This is a genomic window from Glaciecola sp. HA4-3 (assembly GCF_055693685.1).
Map to the genome: position 1 here is coordinate 25,045 of NZ_CM146340.1, position 19,795 is coordinate 44,839.

Consider the following 19,795-nt stretch of genomic DNA (forward strand, 5'->3'; position numbering starts at 1 on the left):
TATTTGTGTTTGGCCTTCTTTGCTTGATAGGTAAGCTAACTTGCTTCCATCGGCTTATAAAACTGGGCTGCTATGGTTAGCCATATCTGACAAAAATGGCATATGTGTTTGACCGTCTAAAGATACAGTCCATAAGTTAATGCGTTGCGAGTCAGTCATGATATCCATGCTTCTGCGCTCGTATAATACCGTTTTACCGTCAGGCATCATTAAGGGGTTTGCGGCATGCTCTAGATTAAATAAATCCTCATAGCTTATATGTTTACTCGTATCTATTTGCATCTTGTCACTGTGATGCTCTGCTAGCACTGGCGCTGAAAAAGCAAAGCTAAGACTTAACACTAGCGTTGATAATTTTAATTTGGTCATCCCAATTCCCGTCGCGTTATTAGTTAGTTTATCGTTTTTATTATTTTATTAGGTGAACAATCTCAGTCCAAGGATGTCTTGATAACTAAGCTGTCAAATATGGCACTACACTGATTATAATAACCTACTTTCTATAGTTTGTTATTCAATAATAAAAGTGCCTTCTCCATGGTTTCATCTTCGGTTAATCCACTTTGATATACGTAGTGCTTCGGCACAAAATTTTCTCGTAAACGGCCGTCTATGTGATAGATTTTTTCGGCAACAATTTTGTAGCCAAAATTCTGATGTATAAATCCAAAGTTATAATCTGAACCCGCCAATCGCTTCATAGATGTACCAACAATATCGGCTCTTCGCATACCATCAAACCCTACCGCTAAACCTTCACCCATACTGCCGGTCCAGCGACCTACCAATATTACTACCGGTTTATCATAAAGCTTTCCTCTAGGACTGACTAACTCAACCCACGAGCGCTTTATTTTCGCTTGGCCATCCCAAGACTCAGTATACTCGTGCTGCTGATAAGCCTGCGTTTTGTCAATAAATCGACCCATGATACCTTTTGCAACATATGAATTACCACCATTGTTGGTGTTACGTAAATCAATAATTAAGGCTCTTGTATCGAGCATCTCATCTAATGCCTTGTCAAAAGCAGCAATTAATTGATTATTGCCTAATGAGTTATTTAGCCGAATCAAGCCAACATCGTCGATATCTTTGGTGCTCAGTAAGCTGTTGTCTTGTTTAAGCTTAATAGCATCAAGATCCCAGTTTATTTTTTGGCCATTTTTAAGTTGTAAAGTCAGAACACGAGCTTGTGTGTATTTCCCTGCAATAATCTTATTTGCTACCCATGACCTGATGCTCGCTTGCGTTTTGTCCAAGCAAAGACTTGGGAATTCATCTATTTTTTGTGAAAAAGGAGTGCCATTAAACGCTGAGATTTGCGCGCCGATTATATTGACATCTATTGGTGATAGCTGACTTTGCCATACATTTTTAATGTGTGTGACGTCTTTATCTGTGTGCACATAAATAGGCGCAGATAATCGATATGATTCATTAACATTGGTTGTTAGTGACATATGGTTGTCATAAAACTCATTGAGTAAATATTCAAACAACAAAACAGTCTCAGTTTTGGATTTAACTGTTTCAGCTTTGTTTATGTATTGTTGTTCGATACAGGCTAAGTCAATTTGCTTGTCATCTAAGTAAACATAAGCACGCTTAATGTTAGCGACGACTCCTTTGACATCCTCTTTTAATGCTTGGATGTTAATTTCATTGACAGAATGGACGTTGCTTGAAAACAACACAATGGTGCAACTAAGCAAAACTAAGTACGGCAAACGGATTGTCATATTGAACCCTTAGGGACATTAAATACTGTCATTAAACATGGTATTAATGCCTACGCGCTGAAACATAGAAAAGTACACTTAATTTATAAAACGTCTAAAGAAATTTTTGCGCATAAGGTTTTGTACAATTCGGCACAGGTCACTTGCCTGACTAAAGCAACTTTACTCAGTGAGTTGTTTTAACATTTTATCAAAGCTTCTATAAGACAATGACTCTGCCAAGTGTTGCTTTTCAATATTGTTTGATTGTTCAATATCAGCGATGCTTCGAGCCACTTTTAGGGTGCGATGATAGGCTCGCATCGATAGTCCCAAGGTATCAATTGCGCTGGTAACAAAGTCTTGGTTGTTGGTACTTAAACGTGCAAATTGCTCAAGCTCTTTATTGTTTAATTCAGCATTTAACTTCCCTTGCCTTTCAAGTTGCGTATTCCTAGCAATCGTTACTCGCTTTTTCACAGCATGACTGTTTTGATTTGTATCTAAAGCGCTTGTTGTTTGCGTGTTAATGGCTTTACTAATATCAACTAAAGGCATTAAAACCTGCATATCAATTCGATCAAGCAGCGGGCCTGAGACACGATTAAGGTAGCGTAATATTTGGTCGTTATTGCATCGTTTGTCGCTGATATCACCTGTTGGGCTTGGGTTCATCGCGGCCACTAGCTGAAAGTCCGCGGGGTATTTGGTCTTATGTTTAGCTCTAGACAGATTGATTTCACCTGTTTCAAGAGGTTCACGAAGCACATCTAGCGTATGTCTACCAAACTCAGGAAGTTCATCTAAAAATAACACGCCTTTGTGTGCCAATGTAATTTCACCGGGCATTGGAAAGCTACCACCTCCTACTAGCGCAGTTGCTGAGCTTGAGTGATGTGGTTGTCGAAAAGGTCGTCGGCTAAACGAATTGCCTTGAGATTGTTCACCTACCACAGAACGAATAGTGGCTACGGTAAGGGATTCTTCATCGCTAAGAGGTGGTAATATCGATAGCAATCGGTTTGCTAACATGCTTTTGCCAGTGCCTTAGCGGGCCAAATAGTAGAATATTATGCGCACCGGCTGCGCACACTTCTAATGCGCGTTTAGCGTGTTGTTGATCAATAATATCGGCTAAATCCCCGTAGTCTACGTTATCTGCATTTGTATTAGGTTCATACTTGAGATGTTCAAGCGTCTGCTTGTCAATCAAGTGCAAATAAACGTCCCATAGTGAATTTGCGCATAAAATGGTTGCGTCTTTAACGATGATGGCCTCTTGCGCGTTTATTTTTGGCAACACGAGTGTGCGTCCACTTTTAGCGGCGGCAAATGCCATGGGAAGTGCACCTTGAATACTGCGCAAGTCTCCTGAAAGTGCAAGCTCGCCAACAAACTCAAATTTTGATAAACAATCCGCACCTAGTTTTTCAGACGCTGCAATAATGCCAACTGCAATAGCAAGATCAAACCTTGCGCCTCCCTTTGGTAAATCAGCAGGTGCCATATTTACCGTAATGCGTCGATTAGGGAATTCAAAACCAGCATTCAACATGGCGCTTCGCACTCTATCACGAGACTCTTTTACGCTAGTTTGCGGTAAGCCCACTAAATGAAAGCCCGGTAGCCCATTGCTTAAATGTACCTCGATAGTTACTAAAGGCGCATCGATTCCTAAGTTGGCACGTGTATACACTACCGCTAAATCCATATTACCTCCTGCAAAACGACTTATTATGCAAGGGCATTATGCTAGATGGTACTGAACCTTATGATGGTACTTACTTAGCTAATAGCTATGTCATTGATATTTTGACTTGCCTTGGATTATGTTTAAAGGCAGACTAAAAGCACCTTAATTGCTTAAGAGGCCACAGTCTTGCAGGTAGCTGCACGGCCTTTGAGCAATACATCTGCACAATAAGCTAAGTAAACACTCAACATTATGTCTATCGCCAGTTTCGATTATCTAATTAAAATTCTCCAAGCCCCTATTTATGAAGCGGCAACCGTCACCGACATTAATTTGTTAGAAAGACTTTCCCAGACGCTCGATAATCAAATTTTTTTAAAGCGAGAAGACCAGCAGCCGGTCAAATCATTCAAATTACGCGGTGCGTACAATTGCATGTCACAGCTTTCAGATGATGAAAAACGAAAAGGAGTGATAGCCGCTTCTGCTGGCAATCATGCACAAGGCGTTGCCTATGCCGCAAAAGCGATGAAAATTAATGCAACTATTGTGATGCCTGAAACAACACCCGATATCAAAGTTGCAGCGGTGACACATTTTGGCGGGCAATGGGTCAAGGTTATTCAATATGGAACCAGTTTTGATCAAGCTAGTGAGCATGCACGACAATTAGCTACCGAGCAAGGCTTGGTCATGATTCCTCCTTTTGATCATCCAGATGTAATTGCTGGACAAGGTACAATAGCAAAAGAAATGCTAGAGCAGCTAAGCCATATTGATTACTTATTTGTTGCCGTTGGCGGTGGTGGCCTAGCAGCGGGGATGGCGGTATATTTAAAGCAAGTCAAACCCGAGATTAAAATTATTGGAGTAGAGGCACAAGAATCTGCCTGTTTACTTGCGGCAATGAAAGCTAAAAAGCCGGTTACTTTGCCCCAAGTGGGGATTTTCGCTGATGGCGTTGCGGTTAAAACAATTGGTACAGAAACCTTTAGGTTGTGTGATAAATACTTAGATGAAGTAATCACCGTCAGCAATGACGAAATTTGTACTGGGATTAAAGATATTTTTGATGATACACGAGTCATTGCTGAGCCCGCCGGCGCGCTTTCAGCGGCGGCAATTCGTCAATACTGTCGTCAACACAATATCAAAAATAAGCGCATGGCTGGTATCTTGTGCGGAGCCAATATTAACTTTCATACCCTGCGTTATGTTTCTGAGCGTTGTGAGCTTGGTGAGCAAAAAGAAGCGGTATTTGCGGTGAATATTCCTGAGACGAAAGGCGCCTTCAAAGCATTTTGTGCTTTACTTGGTGGTATTGTCATTACCGAATTTAACTATCGTTATTCAAGTAGTGACAGTGCGCATATTTTTGTAGGCGTTAAGCTCAAAAATGGTATTAAAGAATACGAAAATCTGTTGTTAAAATTAAAGCAAGCAGGGTATGAATGTAGTGATTTGTCAGCAAATGAATTAGCAAAGTTACATGTCAGGCACATGGTTGGCGGCAGGCCTCAACAAGCAATTAAAGAGCATCTTTTTAGCTTTTCTTTCCCAGAATATCCTGGGGCCTTAATGCATTTTTTAAATACGTTAGGTGAATCATGGAACATTACTTTATTTCACTACCGTAATCACGGTGCTGCACAAGGCATGGTGCTATGTGGATTTGAAATGGATGCCATGCAACGGCAAGTGTTCCAACAATATTTAGATAAACTAGATTTTGATGTGCAAGAGCACATTGATGATCCGGCTTATGAGTTTTTTTGGCGTCGAATTAATAGCAAGGAGCAAACATGGATAATTACAACACGGAATTTGACGATATAAGTACCTTACCTGAGACCAGTAAAGTCTTGGTGATGATAGGTTGGGGCGCAATGTTAGCGGGATGGCTCGTGCCAATGGCAGGAATTGTCACTTTGGTAGTGGGTTATATTGGTCGCGGGGATCACCTCGATAGAGCCTCTTATAGTCACTTTCAAGAGATGATAAGTTCAGCGTGGATAGGCGTAATAGTAACAACAATCGCTTTTGTTTTGATAATGTCTGTTGTTGGTATCGTTATTGCGATACCACTGGGCATCGGTATCAGTATTTATTTGACCTATAAGAGTATCAAAGGGCTGATACGCGCGAATGATTCGCGCGCATACTTCGATTGATTAGATTCTTTCAAGATGTTGAATTATTTCAGGCCAAACTAAAGGCATTACGCTTGCTTTTAGTTTGGCTGTCGCGTCAGAGAACTCTAAACTACCGTCATCTCTGGTCAACAACATATTATTTTCGCGCAATGCATTCACAAAAGTAGCAAGGACGTTCTTGTCATAAAATTCAGGCGAATGCATGCCAAATAGCACCGATAAACGTTCTGCAACAACGGTAGATTGCCTCTCTAATTGAGAACGACCAATTACATTTTGCGTTTCTAGCACTCTTAGCACTACCGCATAACGTTGCCAAGTCTCTTGCATGCTTCGACTCAGCAGCCAAGCACTATGAAATTGCATAGAGCTTGGTTCAGCATGCGTAATCACTTTGCCTTTTTGCACCAACATTTTTTGTTCTTTTAAGTAAACAATGAGTTGCTCAACATAGGTTTGAGCTTGTTCTTGAGAAAAGTACATGAAAAATTCACGTTGAAGCATTGGGTATAGGTGAGCAACAAGGTCTAAAATCGCGGATTTTTCAAGTTTCTTATGTGCAAATACGGCGGCCATAACTAGGCTAGGTAAGGCGAACATATGCATGATATTGTTGCGATAATAGGTCAACAACACATCATTGCCCTGCTTTGGAGAAACCATCTCTCCATAGCTGTCTTTAAATTGTACAAAACGATTTAATGCAAGCGTTCTATCGACAATTTCTAAAGCATCTTCTTTAGGGTATGTTGCGTCTTTTGAATAAGGATTATTAGCAAATAAATGAATAAAATCATGAACTGAAGCGACCAACTCTTTTTTGCTCATGATATGTGTCTTAGATGACAGTAAGCTGAAAGCTAACAAAGCAGTACCATTTAGGGCACCGCTGTGGTTAATACGCGTCATGATGTTATTTGCCAAGCTGTTGACAGTCGGCGTTAACCATTTTGGTTTTTTGTCATCATCTGGCGTGGTTTCTCGCCAATCTGGTACTTGCTGATCTAAGAAGCCATGCAAATTAATAGGCTCGCCAAAATTGACAAAAGCATGGCCGTAATTCTTGAGCTTTCTGATGGCTGAAAATACTTGGGTGGGTGATTCTTTCTTTTTCCCTTTTCCTTTCAACTCTTTTTGATAACTTTTCACCTCCATCACATGCTCATATCCAAGATAAACGGGTACGATTGATACAGGGCGATTAATACCTTTTGTCAAGGCTTGTAAAGTCATTGCAAGCATGCCCGTTTTAGGCGGTAACAATCGACCAGTTCGACTACGCCCTCCCTCAGGGAAATACTTAACCGAGTACCCTTTATTAAACAGTAGTTCAAGATACTCTCTGAATATTGCGCTATATAGTTTGTTTCCTGCAAAGCTGCGTCTTAAGAAAAATGCACCACACCGCCTAAAGATAGGGCCTGCAGGCCAAAAGTTTAAGTTAATACCTGCCGCAATATGAGGGGTAACTAGCCCTTCATGATAAATCACGTAAGTGAGTAAAAGATAATCCATGTGGCTTCGATGACAAGGCACGTAAATGATTTCATGGCCATTCGCGGCAAGCTCTCTTACTCGTTTAGCATTATGTATTTCAATACCATCGTAGATCTTGTTCCACACTCGACGAAGAATTCTTTCCCCAATACGTATTAAGCCTTCACGATAATCTGCAGATATTTCATCAACATAAAACTTGGCTTTTTTCTTGGCAGCATGCGCACTAATCTTTTTACTACTAGTTTCGTTCTCTATCGCTAATTTAACGCTTGTTGCACCAAGTACCGAGTTATATAGGGTTTCTCGCTCAAGTAAAGTTGGCCCACTTAAGGTTTGTCTTTTTCGCTGAAAATGAGTGCGAGCCACGCGAATTAATTTTTGCGCGATTTGTTGATCGGAACCCTTTAAGTTGGCCATTTGCCGAGTGGAAACTGGCTTTGAATAACTGACAAAATTATCTCGACCAAACCATAGCACTATGAAGGCTTTACGGAGCCAACTTGGTGATGCCTTTGAGGCAATTAACTGTGCAAAACCAGACTTTTCTTTACCTGCACTTCGGCCCCACGTGATAAAAACAGGCACTACTTGTGCGTCCAACTCTTCATTTTCACGATGTAAATGAAACATTTCTGTGAAATTGTCTTCAATCGTGGTTGCTTTGGCTTTATCGCTAAAAAAGCCTCTTGGGTGGGTAAGCGAGTAATAACGTTTATGTGTTTTACCATCAAGTTTGAGCTTATTGGTTGGCGAGGGAAGGCCAGCGGCCTTTGTTGACTTTATCAGTGCAATGGTATCTGTAAACGATGAACTTTGAAGTAGATAGACAATAGGTTTTGTAGAATCAATGCCAAGCTCTTTTTCAACATCCGCAGGGACCGTTTTGACAGAAACAAATGCACTGATAGGCGCCGACAATAATCGTCTAATAATATTACCTAGTCTATTCATCTTACCTCTTTAATCATACTTTGGTAAAAACTATACCAAAGCATATTAACATGAACCGACTCGTTGGTAGCACTCAAATGTCATAATTAGTTGAGCTTATTTGTTACAAGTCATGATCGACCCTAATTAAAAAGTGCTTGCTTATTGATTTTTAAAGGATATACTCAAAATAACTGTATAGAAAAACAGGCTGTTTATGCGTCCACTAACTCCTAGGCAACAAGAAGTCCTAAACCTCATCAAAAATAGCATCCTTGATACTGGTATGCCACCTACACGGGCTGAAATAGCTCGCACCTTAGGCTTTAAATCAGCAAATGCCGCTGAAGAACATTTAAAGGCGCTAGCAAAAAAAGGAATGATAGAAATATTACTAGGAACTTCTCGTGGTATAAGGTTGAACGTTGATTTAGAGGATGAGCTTGAAGATGGTCTTCCTTTGATTGGCCAAGTGGCAGCGGGTGAACCTATTTTAGCAACCGAACATATCGAGAATAGATTTAAATGTGATCCCGCCATGTTCCATCCACGCGCCGACTTTTTACTCAGAGTAAAAGGCGCTAGTATGAAAGATATCGGTATTATGGACGGTGACTTACTCGCTGTTCATAAAACAGACCAAGTAAACAACGGACAGGTGGTCGTTGCGCGTGTTGACGAAGATGTCACGGTTAAGCGCTTTGAACGCAAAGGAAGTGAAATTCTACTTCACGCTGAAAATGAAGATTTTAATCCAATAAAAGTTGACTTAGCATCTCAGTTTTTTACGATTGAAGGGTTAGCAGTTGGCGTTATTCGAGACCACGGCGACTTGTAGTTTGTAAACAAATTGTTATTCATGAAAAAACGAGCTAATAGCTCGTTTTTTTTGTTTTAATCTCCCAATTTTGTACATCAATCGTACCATCGGCAATATTTTTCGAGTAATAAACCAGAAATTTATATAAAAAACACTAGACTATTTGTTTCAAGTGCCCGATTATTAGCGGGTAATTTACAAAAATACAACAAACCTATTACGAATTATTAAACCTATGTCTAGTTTTCACTCAACTTTTGCACAAATTTACTGCATCGATACTACAGGCATAGATAGGAGCACACTGTGAAATTTCGGAACCTCATCCTAAGTCCACTTTTCTTGTTGCTTGGGTTTTCGGCATTTGCTGCAGACCCATCATATACAGGCAGATCTGACTTAAATTTACGCCCTGGCGTTTCAGACATTAGTAATGAAGTCTTTGGACTTCATATGTTGATGTTTTGGATATGCGTTGTCATTGCCGTTGTGGTATTTGGCGTCATGTTTTATTCAATGGTTGTCCACCGTAAGTCAAAAGGCGCTAAACCAGCAAATTTTCATGAAAATGTTTCGGTTGAGATTGCGTGGACGGTCGTTCCGTTCTTAATTCTTATCTTTATGGCAGTACCAGCAGCGAATACCTTGATAGAAATGGAAGATGTGTCCGAGGCTGATATCACCATCTTAGTCACAGGCTCGCAATGGAAATGGCACTACGAATATCGTGATAATGATATTGATTTCTTTTCGGTCTTGGCAACTCAGCCCGAACAAATACGCAATAAATTTGATAAAACTGCTAATTACTTGCTCGAAGTGGATAGACCTTTGGTTATTCCAACGGGTAAGAAAGTTCGATTTTTAATCACCTCAGATGATGTTATCCACTCTTGGTGGGTACCTGACTTTGCAATCAAAAAAGACGCAAATCCTGGGTTTATCAATGAGACTTGGACGAAGGTCAATGAACCAGGCATTTATCGAGGCCAATGTGCAGAGCTTTGTGGTAAAGATCACGGGTTTATGCCAGTAGTCGTTATTGCAAAAGAACCTGCTGAGTATGAAGCATGGGTTGCAGAACAAGAGGCTATGGCGCGTTTCGCTCGTGAAGAAGAACAGCGATTATTAGCAATGAACATGAGCATGGAAGAACTGATGACAGAAGGTAAGCGCGTATATGATGGAGTTTGCGCCGCATGTCACATGCCTAATGGTGAAGGTCTGCCAGAGTGTATTCCCAGCATTAAAAGGGTCAAAGATGGCCTTAGAAGATATTCCTGGTCATATCGATATCATTGTTAATGGTAGCCCAGGTACATCCATGGCGTCATTCGCAAGACAATTAACAATGTCTGAAATAGCCGCAGTTGTGACATATGAACGCAACGCTTGGGGCAATGACACTGGTGATATGGTGCAAGCCAAAGATGTAAACGCAATAATGAACGGCGAGGAGTAATCAGATGTCGACAGTCACTGAAACACAAGAAACGCAATCTGATCACCATGATGATCATCATCACCATATTCCAAAGGGTATTACTCGTTGGTTATTTACAACAAACCATAAAGACATAGGTACGCTATATCTTTGGTTTGCTTTTATTATGTTCTTGGTTGGCGGTGCAATGGCAATGGTCATTCGCGCAGAGTTATTCCAACCAGGCTTACAAATAGTTGAGCCAAACTTCTTCAACCAAATGACAACCGTCCATGGTTTGATTATGGTATTTGGTGCCGTTATGCCAGCGTTTACTGGCCTTAGCTAACTGGTTGGTACCGCTAATGATTGGTGCACCCGATATGGCGCTACCACGCATGAACAACTGGAGCTTTTGGATTTTACCATTTGCCTTTTTGATTTTATTATCATCGTTGTTTATGGAAGGAGGTGGTCCGGCATTTGGGTGGACTTTCTATGCGCCGCTATCAACCACCTATAGTGGCGATAGTACTGCCTTATTTGTGTTCTCTGTTCATATTATGGGTATTAGCTCAATCATGGGCGCAATTAACGTAATTGTAACGATTTTCAATATGCGTGCGCTAGGAATGACATTAATGAAAATGCCGATGTTCGTTTGGACATGGTTGATTACTGCATTTTTATTAATCGCGGTAATGCCGGTACTCGCTGCTGCGGTCACAATGGTACTTACTGACAAGTATTTTGCGACATCATTCTTCGATGCGGCCGGTGGTGGTGATCCTGTATTGTTCCAGCATATTTTTTGGTTCTTTGGACATCCCGAAGTGTACATTATGATATTGCCAGCATTTGGTATTATTTCTCAAATTATTCCAACGTTCTCTCGTAAGAAACTGTTTGGCTATGCGTCAATGGTTTATGCCACTGCGTCAATAGCATTGCTTTCATTTGTTGTGTGGGCTCACCACATGTTTACGACTGGAATGCCAGTTGCTTATGAAATGTTCTTTATGTTTGCAACGATGTTAATCTCGGTACCTACAGGTGTGAAGGTATTTAATTGGGTTGCTACAATGTGGCGCGGGTCATTAACCTTTGAAATACCAATGCTCTTTGCCATTGCATTTATTGTACTGTTTACTATTGGTGGTTTATCAGGATTGATGTTGGCGATTACCCCGGTTGACTTCCAGTATCACGACACTTACTTTGTTGTTGCGCATTTCCATTATGTATTGGTAACGGGTGCTGTATTCTCAATCATGGCCGCTGTCTACTATTGGTTACCTAAATGGACAGGCAAAATGTTTGATATTACGCTAGCGAAATGGCATTTCTGGTGTTCACTTATATCGGTAAATGTCTTGTTCTTCCCTATGCACTTTGTTGGTCTAGCTGGCATGCCTCGTCGTATTCCCGACTATGCTTTGCAATTCGCCGATTTTAACAAGTGGATATCAGTAGGTGGATTTGCTTTTGGACTGTCTCAATTGATTTTCCTAGCCCTGTTGATCAAAGCTTGTCGTAAGCAAGGTGACCCTGTTACTGACCAAGTCTGGGAAGGTGCAGAAGGTTTAGAGTGGGAAATCCCATCTCCAGCGCCTTATCATAGCTTTGAAACGCCACCAGTCGTTAAGTAGTGATTGGGGCGTAGGTTAATGGAAAACGAACATAAGTCTATGCAAGCACAAGACTCAGGTGCCACTGGTGTGGTACGTGAGCAACCTAAGCATGGTAAAACGGTCGCTAAAATATTAGTGGTAGTTTTTGGTATGTTTGGGTTTGGTTTTGCGTTGGTTCCCCTTTATGACGTTTTTTGTGATTTAACGGGCATAAATGGCAAGACAAATGATCAAGCTGCAGTTTATGAAGCGGTAGAAGTAGATTTAAGTCGCACAATTACTGTCGATTTCATTACTAGAACAAATTCCGGTATGCCTTGGAAGTTTGAAGCTCAGACTAAAGAAGTAAAGGTCCATCCGGGTAAAATGGCTGAAGTGGCTTTTTACGTACGAAACCCAACCAAAAGGGACATCATCGCGCAGGCAGTGCCATCGGTGTCACCGGGAACCGCTTCACTATATTTAAATAAAACGGAGTGTTTTTGTTTTCAACATCAGCCCTTAAAAGCTGGTGAAGAAGCTGTTATGCCGATGGTATTTTATATTGACCCTCAGCTGCCTGAAGACATTACCTTTTTCACACTACAATACACTTTATACGATATTACTGAATCAGTTGAGCCTGCCCAAGAGTTGGCGCAAGTAGACTATTTAGACTCAAACGAATAACGGAGAACACAATGGCCGAACAACAATATGAAAAATACTATGTGCCAGAACAGAGTATTTGGCCGATCGTTGGCGCAGTTGCACTATTTCTAATTGCAGTTGGTGCTGGTAACTATGTAATAGAAGCAACCAGTGATAAAACCGGATACGGGTTCTATACTCTGATGGCTGGCTTAGCTGTTTTGTTAATAATGTTAGTTGGTTGGTTTAAAAACCAAATAGACGAATCTATGTCTGGTTTATATAGCGCTCAATTAAGCCGTTCATATCGCCAGAGTATGGCGTGGTTCATCTTCTCTGAAGTCATGTTTTTTGCAGCATTTTTTGGCGCATTGTTTTATGCCAGAACAATTTCAGTACCATGGTTGTCGGGCGAATCTAATAATGCGATGACTAATGAAGTACTATGGCCAGCTTTTGAAGCTGCATGGCCATTAGTTGTGACACCAGCAGGTGAAACGACTAACGCAATGGGATGGTACGGATTGCCGCTGATTAATACCGTTATATTATTAGTCTCTTCGGTTACATTACACTACGCACACGTTGGCTTAGAGCAAAATAAACGAAAGCAATTATCTGTCTTATTGTTTGCAACAATTGCTTTGGGTTCGGTATTTATTTACCTGCAAGGCGCTGAGTATGTGCACGCTTATCAAGACTTGAACTTGACCTTATCGTCAGGTGTGTATGGCAATACATTTTATCTATTAACAGGGTTTCACGGCCTTCATGTGACGCTTGGAACAATCATTTTGTTAGTATTGTTTTTTAGAGTCTTGAAAGGTCACTTTACCCCTGACGAGCATTTTGCATTTCAAGCTGGCAGTTGGTACTGGCATTTTGTTGATGTGGTATGGGTAATACTGTTTTTCTTTGTATATATTTTATAAAGATACAACGACTATATTAGTAAGGTCGCGGGTTTGGTTGAATTAAACCCGTGGCTATTGCAATTAGCATTAATGCAACGATAGCAACTGAAAGTAACACTCTTCTCCCAATAAATTTACTCATGGGAACCGTAGTATCACCTTTTAGCATGATCATCATAGCTCGAAACAAGTTGTAAACCATAAAAATAAGTAATCCACCTACAATAACTTTTAATAACATGATGACCCTTCACTAAGTGATAATAACAATTAAAGTAGTAGCGTAATAACAAAAGTAATGAAACAAGTGTCAAACAATTCGCCTTTCCCAATTATATCTACAGTAATCGCTTTAGCCGCGATTGTCATCATGTTGGTATTAGGTTTTTGGCAGTTAGAGCGTAAAGATCAAAAAGAAATTCGATTAGCACAGATTGAAAATGCGACTAAATACGACGTATTAGCCTTAGCAGAAGTAATTGACGAGTATCAATCCTTTGAAGATTTTACAATAAAGATAGACGGGAAACCTTTGGACACTTTGTTTTATATTGATAACAAAATGTATCATAGCCAAGCGGGATATCATGTTTTACAAGCCTTAAGAACCGATTATGGTATATTGATGGTTGACCTAGGTTGGCTTAAAGGAACTGGGATTAGAGATGAACTACCGGCATTTGAGAGTCCTTTTTTGTCAGAAGGTACGGGTATCTTATATGTACCGTTATTAAACACCTTGGTTAGCGAAACTAACCAGCAATATGGGATTTTTCCCGCGATTTTGCAGCAAATAGATTTGCAGGAAATACAAAAACATGTAAAAACACCCGTTCTACCTTTTATAGTGAGAGCAAATAATCCTAGTGATGAGTTTGTTAGGGATTGGCAAGTAGTCACAATGAGCCCAGAGAAACACTTAGGCTATGCAATACAATGGTTTGGGCTTGCAATCGCAGCGCTTACAATATTTTTACTTAGCTTAATAAAGCGATTGCAAGTAAAGTCAGAAGATAAAAAATAATAATAAGAAATTAGGCAAATCATCATGGAACATGCAAAAAGTAATCGTAGAAGTTTTATCCTCTTGGTCGTTGTATTTGTCGCGCCAGTTGTAATGGCATATATGGCACTGCAATTTGATTGGTTTAACAAAGCCGCCACAAACAGAGGTGAATTACTTGAACCTGTTATCGAAGCAGGTTCTTTACTAGAAGAGTCTTCAGCTAAATGGCATGTAGTATATATATTACCTGCTAATTGTGAGCTTGCTTGCGAAAACGCTATTTACAGCGCTGTGCAGATTCAAAAAGCAGCTGGCAAAGAAGCTGATCGCGTAGGAGTGCTGTTTTTACAAACCGAAATGAGTGATGTAAAAGGGGTAAACGCCATTGAGCAAAGTGCTGGCACGATGGTGTTACAAAGAAGTTTAACCAATGTAAATGAATTGTTTAAAAACGTAGATATAAATGCTATTTTCATCTCTGACACCTTACATAATGTGGTGTTACGCTATCCGGTGACCGACAATGCAGATAAAGCAATCATGGATAGTCGCAATATCTTAGCAGACCTCAAGAAGCTGTTAAAACTCTCTCGTATTGGATAAAAATTACAGGATAAGTAAGATGAAGAAGTTGGTGCTTGCGAGCATATTTTTAGCACTAGTAGTCATTATTTTAGGTGCCTACACTCGCTTAACTGACGCAGGACTTGGTTGTCCTGATTGGCCAGGTTGTTATGGCCATATTTTAGTACCTCAGGCTGAGCATCATATCGATGCAGCTAATCAAGCTTTTCCCGAGCGACCCGTTGAAGCGGAAAAAGCGTGGAACGAAATGATTCACCGGTATTTTGCTGCCGCGCTTGGTTTACTCATTTTGATTAATTTTTTAATTGCGCTTAAACATAAAATAGGCGGTAAAAAAAGCCCGTTTAAACTGCCTTTAATATTATTGCTTCTGGTTTGCTTTCAAGGCGCCTTGGGTATGTGGACAGTGACCTTGAATCTACTTCCTGTGGTTGTGATGGGGCATTTATTAGGCGGATTTACAGTGCTTAGCGGATTGTTTATTTTGTATTTGCGTCTGTCTCATTTTCGCATCCCTGGTGGCGATTCGAACATAAGACGCTATGCTAAATATGGGGTGGTCGGCATTGCATTGTTGGTTGGTCAAATAGCATTAGGTGGCTGGACTTCCGCCAACTATGCTTCCTTAGCATGCACAGAGCTGCCGATTTGTGAAGGCAACTGGACAAGTCGTTTGGACTTTGCTGGGGCATTTAGTGTGCCTGAAGCAGATAATTACGAATATGGTGTACATCCATATGAAGATCGCATGACAATGCATGTCATGCACCGATTTGGCGCGATATTGGTATTCTTGTATTTATGCTGGCTAGCGATAGCATTATACAAAGCTGCGAACAGTCAAATGGTAAAAAGCACAGTGACTTTGATGATTGTAGTGTTAGGCGTGCAAATTGGTCTGGGAATTAGCAATGTGGTTTATAGCTTACCATTAACGGTGGCAGTGCTTCATAACGCCGTTGCCGCCTGTTTGCTATTAGTGATGATTTTGCTTACATATACAATGTACCGAAAATATTAAAAACAAAAATAATAAATAAATGAAACAAGGAGTCAGTGGTGGCTAAAGCAACAAGCGTCAACGCAACAAAGCCTAGAAGCTTTTCTGAAAGCTGGGGCAATTATTATGAACTAACTAAACCACGCGTTGTGATGCTTTTACTTCTGACGGCGTTAGTTGGCATGTGTTTGTCTTCCCCGTCTTGGATAGACCCAGTAATCTTTATCGCCGGTATGGTCGGTATTGGGTTTTTATCGTCGGCTGCTGCGGTAATTAATCACGTAGTTGATCATAAAATTGATTCTGTAATGGCAAGAACATTCAATCGTCCAGTTGCCAAAGGTAAAGTTTCTGTCGAACGGGCCTTATTGTTTGCATTTGTATTAGCTGCGTCTGGTTTTGCCGCTCTTGCTGTGTTTGTTAATATGCTTACCGCCTGACTAACCTTGTTGAGCCTAGTTGGTTATGCAGTTATTTATACAATGTATTTAAAGCGCGCAACACCTCAAAATATTGTGATTGGTGGATTAGCGGGAGCCGCGCCTCCTTTGTTAGGATGGACGGCCGTGACAGGCGAAATCCATGCCTATGGCTTACTGTTGGTATTGATTGTGTTCACTTGGACGCCTCCTCATTTTTGGGCGCTTGCGATTCATCGAGAAAAAGACTACGCAAAAGCAGAAATTCCGATGTTGCCTAACACCCATGGTGTTGAATTTACAAAGACATGTATTGTGCTGTATACGGTTTTACTTTGTTTAGTGTGTTTACTGCCCTACTTAACAGGTATGAGTGGCATGATTTACTTAGTTGGTAGCTCTTTGCTGAATGCTTATTTTATGTATATGGCACTTAAGCTTAAATTTGCACCTACAAGCAGCACAGCAATGGCAACGTTTAAGTTTTCAATTTTACATTTGATGGTATTATTTGTTGTATTACTGGTTGATCACTATCTACCTTTTTAAGTTTAACAGTGTTAGTTTTTGAGATTGCAGTAGTTGTTGATTTACAAGAGAAGCAAATAAAATGAATAATAAATGGCTTGGCCTACTACTGGCAGTAGTATTTGGTTTAGGTATATATTTGGCCTTGGTTATTGCGCCGCCATCAAGCGATGATGCAGCAAAGCCACTATCTGAAAAAACAACGCACATGTCTTGGTATCCTGCACAACGTGCGCTATCGGATTTTACGCTAACTCATCATAGCGGCAGTGAATTTACCAACGCTAACCTTAAAAATAAATGGACTTTGGCCTTTGTAGGCTATACTTATTGTCCGGATATTTGTCCCGTAACTCTATCTGAGTTAAATAAAATATATCCGACTTTACTTGAATCAGTTCAAGATACGCCTTTGCAAATATGGTTTTTGTCGGTTGATCCAAAGCGAGATACTACCGAAAGACTTAACGAATATGTTAACTACTTCAACTCTGATTTTGTTGCAGCTTCTGGTCCACACGATCAACTATTTCCTTTGGTCCGAAGCATGGGAATGATGTATTCATTAAGCGAAAGTACAGATAATCCGAATTACCTTGTAGATCACAGCGCTTCAATCGTTGTTATTAATCCTCAAGGTAATGTAGTTGGTCGGTTTAAGCCTCAGCATACACCTGGACAGCTATCAATCTCTGATGTGCAGCAGCTAGCTATAGATGTGCCTATTTTACTAAATCATTCGTAAAATTATCGATGATTGAATTGAGGCAAGGTAACGCAAGTGATGCAAAATCGTTAGCGCCGTTAGTATTAAGCTCCGCCAATACATTACTGCCTTTTTTATTTGGTTCAGCCAAAAAAACAATCGATTATATTGAAAGAGCTGGTGCACAAAACGATGGACAATATAGTGCTAAACGTCATCAACTTGCTTGTGAGGGGAAAACGGTTCTAGCCTGTTTAACACTTTGGCACTCAAACATGCCCGATGACTTTACTCAAGGCACCATCGATAGTCTTACTTCTTTTTTAGACGCTGGACAAATTTCCCGTCTAGTAAAGGCTAATCCAATGCTCGTAAACGTCTTTTTACCTCCAGATGATCATCAACTTTGTATAGGGCACCTAGCAGTAAATGAGCATGCTAGAGGGCATGGTATTGGCAAAAAGCTAATTGCGTATGCAATAAGACAGGCAAAACAATTTCAAAAAGAAGAATTGATCCTTGATGTTGACGCTAACAATGATGAAGCTATCTCATTTTATTACGCGTGTGACTTTACAATCGTAAGCGAAAAACGATTTGCTCCAAGCAGCCAGAGCTTTTTGCGCATGCAAAGGCCTTTATTTTAGCGTAATTAGTTCATTGTGATTTAAATATCAGTGGTAGCGTTTGCGCCACGCAATCGGTATCTAATTTGTTTTTGTCGACATTTAAAAACTCTTCAACCAACATCCAAGTACAATTTTGGCCATTTTCTAGCTCAGTATAATTTGGAGTTCCGTGTCCGGCATATTCAAATAAAATGGCATGTTGCTTTGAGTGAATTAACTCGCTCTGAAGTTTGTTAAACCATAAGACGGGAGCTTGCATATCGAGTTTCCCATGAATCGCTAGAATGGGTAAGTCGCTTTGGAGCGAGTGACTTAATAATATTGGATCATCATGCAGTAACCATTGCTGACGCAACAAAAGGTATTGCTGAATTTGCGTATCTATTTCACCAAAGGGTAACACATCAATTCTATCTATAAGTGAACTTGGTTCACTCAATAAATCCACATACATTTGGTGATGCGTCATTAGCGGATTAAATTGAAACAAACGTTGAGCATTCTGGATGGCGTTGTCTCTTATTAGCAAAACCGTACTGTTGATTTCCAGAATGTCTTGTTCAGAACATCGCGCTAGCCTTTTAATAGTTAGAGGAAGCTCTACACGCAAATGGCTTGATGCCACACTTTTTATTAACATGCCGCTATTGAATGAGTCTGACAGTGCATATTGGCATTGCTTAGTTTTTGGTAATTGAAGATAAGATTGCAAGGTGTGTTTTGCACTATCTGGAAACATACTGCGACATTCATCTTGTGTTTGACATAAGTCTAGGATGTCTAACAGTGTGTTTTGCTCATAATGAGCGAAGTGCTCAAGTTGTGGGTTTAAGTTTGTGCCACTTAATAGTATTGCGGCGTCGATATCTTGCTCGAACAATTGAATAAACCGTTGTGCTAAGTATGTCCCATAAGATGTCCCCAACAATACAACGTTCTGATTATTTGTATTATTTGCACGAATTAGGTGTTGAAGGTCAAAAGCAGAGCCCGTAGCAGAAAACCAGTTTATATCTTTTGGATACTGAATAAGTAAGTTTTGCGTGCATCGTTTAACAAACTGCTCATTGAATGTTTGATGATTGAGTCCGCAATCTAGGTGAGTTGAATAACCTACACCGCGATGAGTGGGGATATATACATCCCAACCCATATCATGAATTAGTTTTACAAACTTCGGATCTGAGAAAGTAGATCCACTTGCTCCTGGACCGCCATCGAGAATCCATACTTGTCCTTTGCTTGCTTGAGACCTTTTAAATGCCCTTAAAAAGACATTGATGCTAACTGATGAGCCTGATTCCCAGTTAAGTGGGACAGTATATAAGCCACAAACATCATTGCCTATATTGGGCAACGCTTCAGGACAGCGCGCATTTATGCTATTGGCATTATCCATACTCATGGGCTTTAACGCATCCGTGCTATCACAACTTAGCAATAATAAAGTCATAATGACGCCACAAAACATACGGAAAACAAACTGACTAACAGATGCAAAATTATA

At 40.3% G+C, this 19,795-nt stretch carries 15 protein-coding genes and 4 pseudogenes; 13 read left to right on the forward strand and 6 right to left on the reverse strand.

Annotation, left to right across the window (positions count from 1 at the left end):
• Positions 1–54 precede the first annotated feature (54 nt).
• From ACZ1G6_RS00125 to ACZ1G6_RS00135, 3 genes and pseudogenes are all read right to left on the reverse strand, one after another.
• Positions 55–369, reverse strand: a complete 315-nt coding sequence (locus ACZ1G6_RS00125) for a hypothetical protein (protein WP_472617526.1) — start codon at positions 367–369, stop codon at positions 55–57.
• A gap of 131 nt (positions 370–500) precedes the next feature.
• A complete protein-coding gene (locus ACZ1G6_RS00130) occupies positions 501–1,742 on the reverse strand; it encodes a S41 family peptidase (protein ID WP_472617527.1) in 1,242 nt (413 codons plus the stop codon).
• A gap of 162 nt (positions 1,743–1,904) precedes the next feature.
• Positions 1,905–3,432: pseudogene (locus ACZ1G6_RS00135) on the reverse strand (YifB family Mg chelatase-like AAA ATPase).
• A gap of 234 nt (positions 3,433–3,666) precedes the next feature.
• On the opposite strand from ACZ1G6_RS00135, the gene ilvA reads away from it, so the two are divergent.
• Positions 3,667–5,250, forward strand: a complete 1,584-nt coding sequence (gene ilvA / locus ACZ1G6_RS00140) for a threonine ammonia-lyase, biosynthetic (RefSeq protein WP_472617528.1) — start codon at positions 3,667–3,669, stop codon at positions 5,248–5,250.
• Entirely contained in the window at positions 5,217–5,585 is a 369-nt protein-coding gene (locus tag ACZ1G6_RS00145; protein ID WP_472617529.1) for a hypothetical protein, read from the forward strand. Before ilvA ends, ACZ1G6_RS00145 begins: the two co-directional genes overlap by 34 nt.
• On the opposite strand, the gene plsB is transcribed toward ACZ1G6_RS00145, so the two are convergent.
• Positions 5,586–8,018 carry a glycerol-3-phosphate 1-O-acyltransferase PlsB gene (gene plsB / locus ACZ1G6_RS00150; protein WP_472617530.1) on the reverse strand — a complete coding sequence of 811 codons (2,433 nt, stop codon included), beginning with the start codon at positions 8,016–8,018 and terminating at the stop codon, positions 5,586–5,588. It lies immediately after the preceding gene.
• 196 nt (positions 8,019–8,214) lie between these two features.
• Between plsB and lexA the strand changes: the two genes are divergently transcribed.
• The 5 genes and pseudogenes from lexA (at position 8,215) to ACZ1G6_RS00175 (ending at position 13,433) form a co-directional block, all read left to right on the forward strand.
• Positions 8,215–8,835, forward strand: a complete 621-nt coding sequence (gene lexA, locus ACZ1G6_RS00155; protein ID WP_472617531.1) for a transcriptional repressor LexA — start codon at positions 8,215–8,217, stop codon at positions 8,833–8,835.
• Between the two features lie 324 nt (positions 8,836–9,159).
• A pseudogene (gene coxB / locus ACZ1G6_RS00160) lies at positions 9,160–10,279 on the forward strand (cytochrome c oxidase subunit II).
• Positions 10,280–10,283: 4 nt separating this feature from the next.
• Positions 10,284–11,889: pseudogene (gene ctaD / locus ACZ1G6_RS00165) on the forward strand (cytochrome c oxidase subunit I).
• A gap of 39 nt (positions 11,890–11,928) precedes the next feature.
• Positions 11,929–12,540, forward strand: a complete 612-nt coding sequence (locus ACZ1G6_RS00170) for a cytochrome c oxidase assembly protein (protein WP_472619012.1) — start codon at positions 11,929–11,931, stop codon at positions 12,538–12,540.
• A gap of 11 nt (positions 12,541–12,551) precedes the next feature.
• Complete coding sequence (locus ACZ1G6_RS00175; RefSeq protein WP_472617532.1) at positions 12,552–13,433, forward strand: cytochrome c oxidase subunit 3; 882 nt, start codon at positions 12,552–12,554, stop codon at positions 13,431–13,433.
• A 16-nt stretch (positions 13,434–13,449) separates the two neighbouring features.
• On the opposite strand, the gene ACZ1G6_RS00180 is transcribed toward ACZ1G6_RS00175, so the two are convergent.
• Complete coding sequence (locus ACZ1G6_RS00180) at positions 13,450–13,656, reverse strand: DUF2909 domain-containing protein (RefSeq protein WP_472617533.1); 207 nt, start codon at positions 13,654–13,656, stop codon at positions 13,450–13,452.
• A gap of 57 nt (positions 13,657–13,713) precedes the next feature.
• Between ACZ1G6_RS00180 and ACZ1G6_RS00185 the strand changes: the two genes are divergently transcribed.
• From ACZ1G6_RS00185 to ACZ1G6_RS00210, 6 genes and pseudogenes are all read left to right on the forward strand, one after another.
• Positions 13,714–14,439 (forward strand): SURF1 family protein, encoded by a 726-nt coding sequence (locus tag ACZ1G6_RS00185; RefSeq protein ID WP_472617534.1) that lies wholly within the window; start codon positions 13,714–13,716, stop codon positions 14,437–14,439.
• Positions 14,440–14,463: 24 nt separating this feature from the next.
• Positions 14,464–15,024 carry a hypothetical protein gene (locus ACZ1G6_RS00190; RefSeq protein WP_472617535.1) on the forward strand — a complete coding sequence of 187 codons (561 nt, stop codon included), beginning with the start codon at positions 14,464–14,466 and terminating at the stop codon, positions 15,022–15,024.
• 19 nt (positions 15,025–15,043) lie between these two features.
• Positions 15,044–16,027, forward strand: a complete 984-nt coding sequence (locus ACZ1G6_RS00195) for a COX15/CtaA family protein (RefSeq protein WP_472617536.1) — start codon at positions 15,044–15,046, stop codon at positions 16,025–16,027.
• A gap of 38 nt (positions 16,028–16,065) precedes the next feature.
• Positions 16,066–16,974: pseudogene (gene cyoE / locus ACZ1G6_RS00200) on the forward strand (heme o synthase).
• Positions 16,975–17,035: 61 nt separating this feature from the next.
• A complete protein-coding gene (locus ACZ1G6_RS00205; RefSeq protein ID WP_472617537.1) occupies positions 17,036–17,698 on the forward strand; it encodes an SCO family protein in 663 nt (220 codons plus the stop codon).
• 8 nt (positions 17,699–17,706) lie between these two features.
• Positions 17,707–18,306: a GNAT family N-acetyltransferase gene (locus tag ACZ1G6_RS00210; RefSeq protein ID WP_472617538.1), complete on the forward strand. Its 600-nt coding sequence runs from the start codon at positions 17,707–17,709 to the stop codon at positions 18,304–18,306.
• 10 nt (positions 18,307–18,316) lie between these two features.
• On the opposite strand, the gene ACZ1G6_RS00215 is transcribed toward ACZ1G6_RS00210, so the two are convergent.
• On the reverse strand, positions 18,317–19,741 hold the full coding sequence (locus tag ACZ1G6_RS00215) for an alpha/beta fold hydrolase (RefSeq protein WP_472617539.1): 1,425 nt from the start codon (positions 19,739–19,741) through the stop codon (positions 18,317–18,319).
• Positions 19,742–19,795 lie beyond the last annotated feature (54 nt).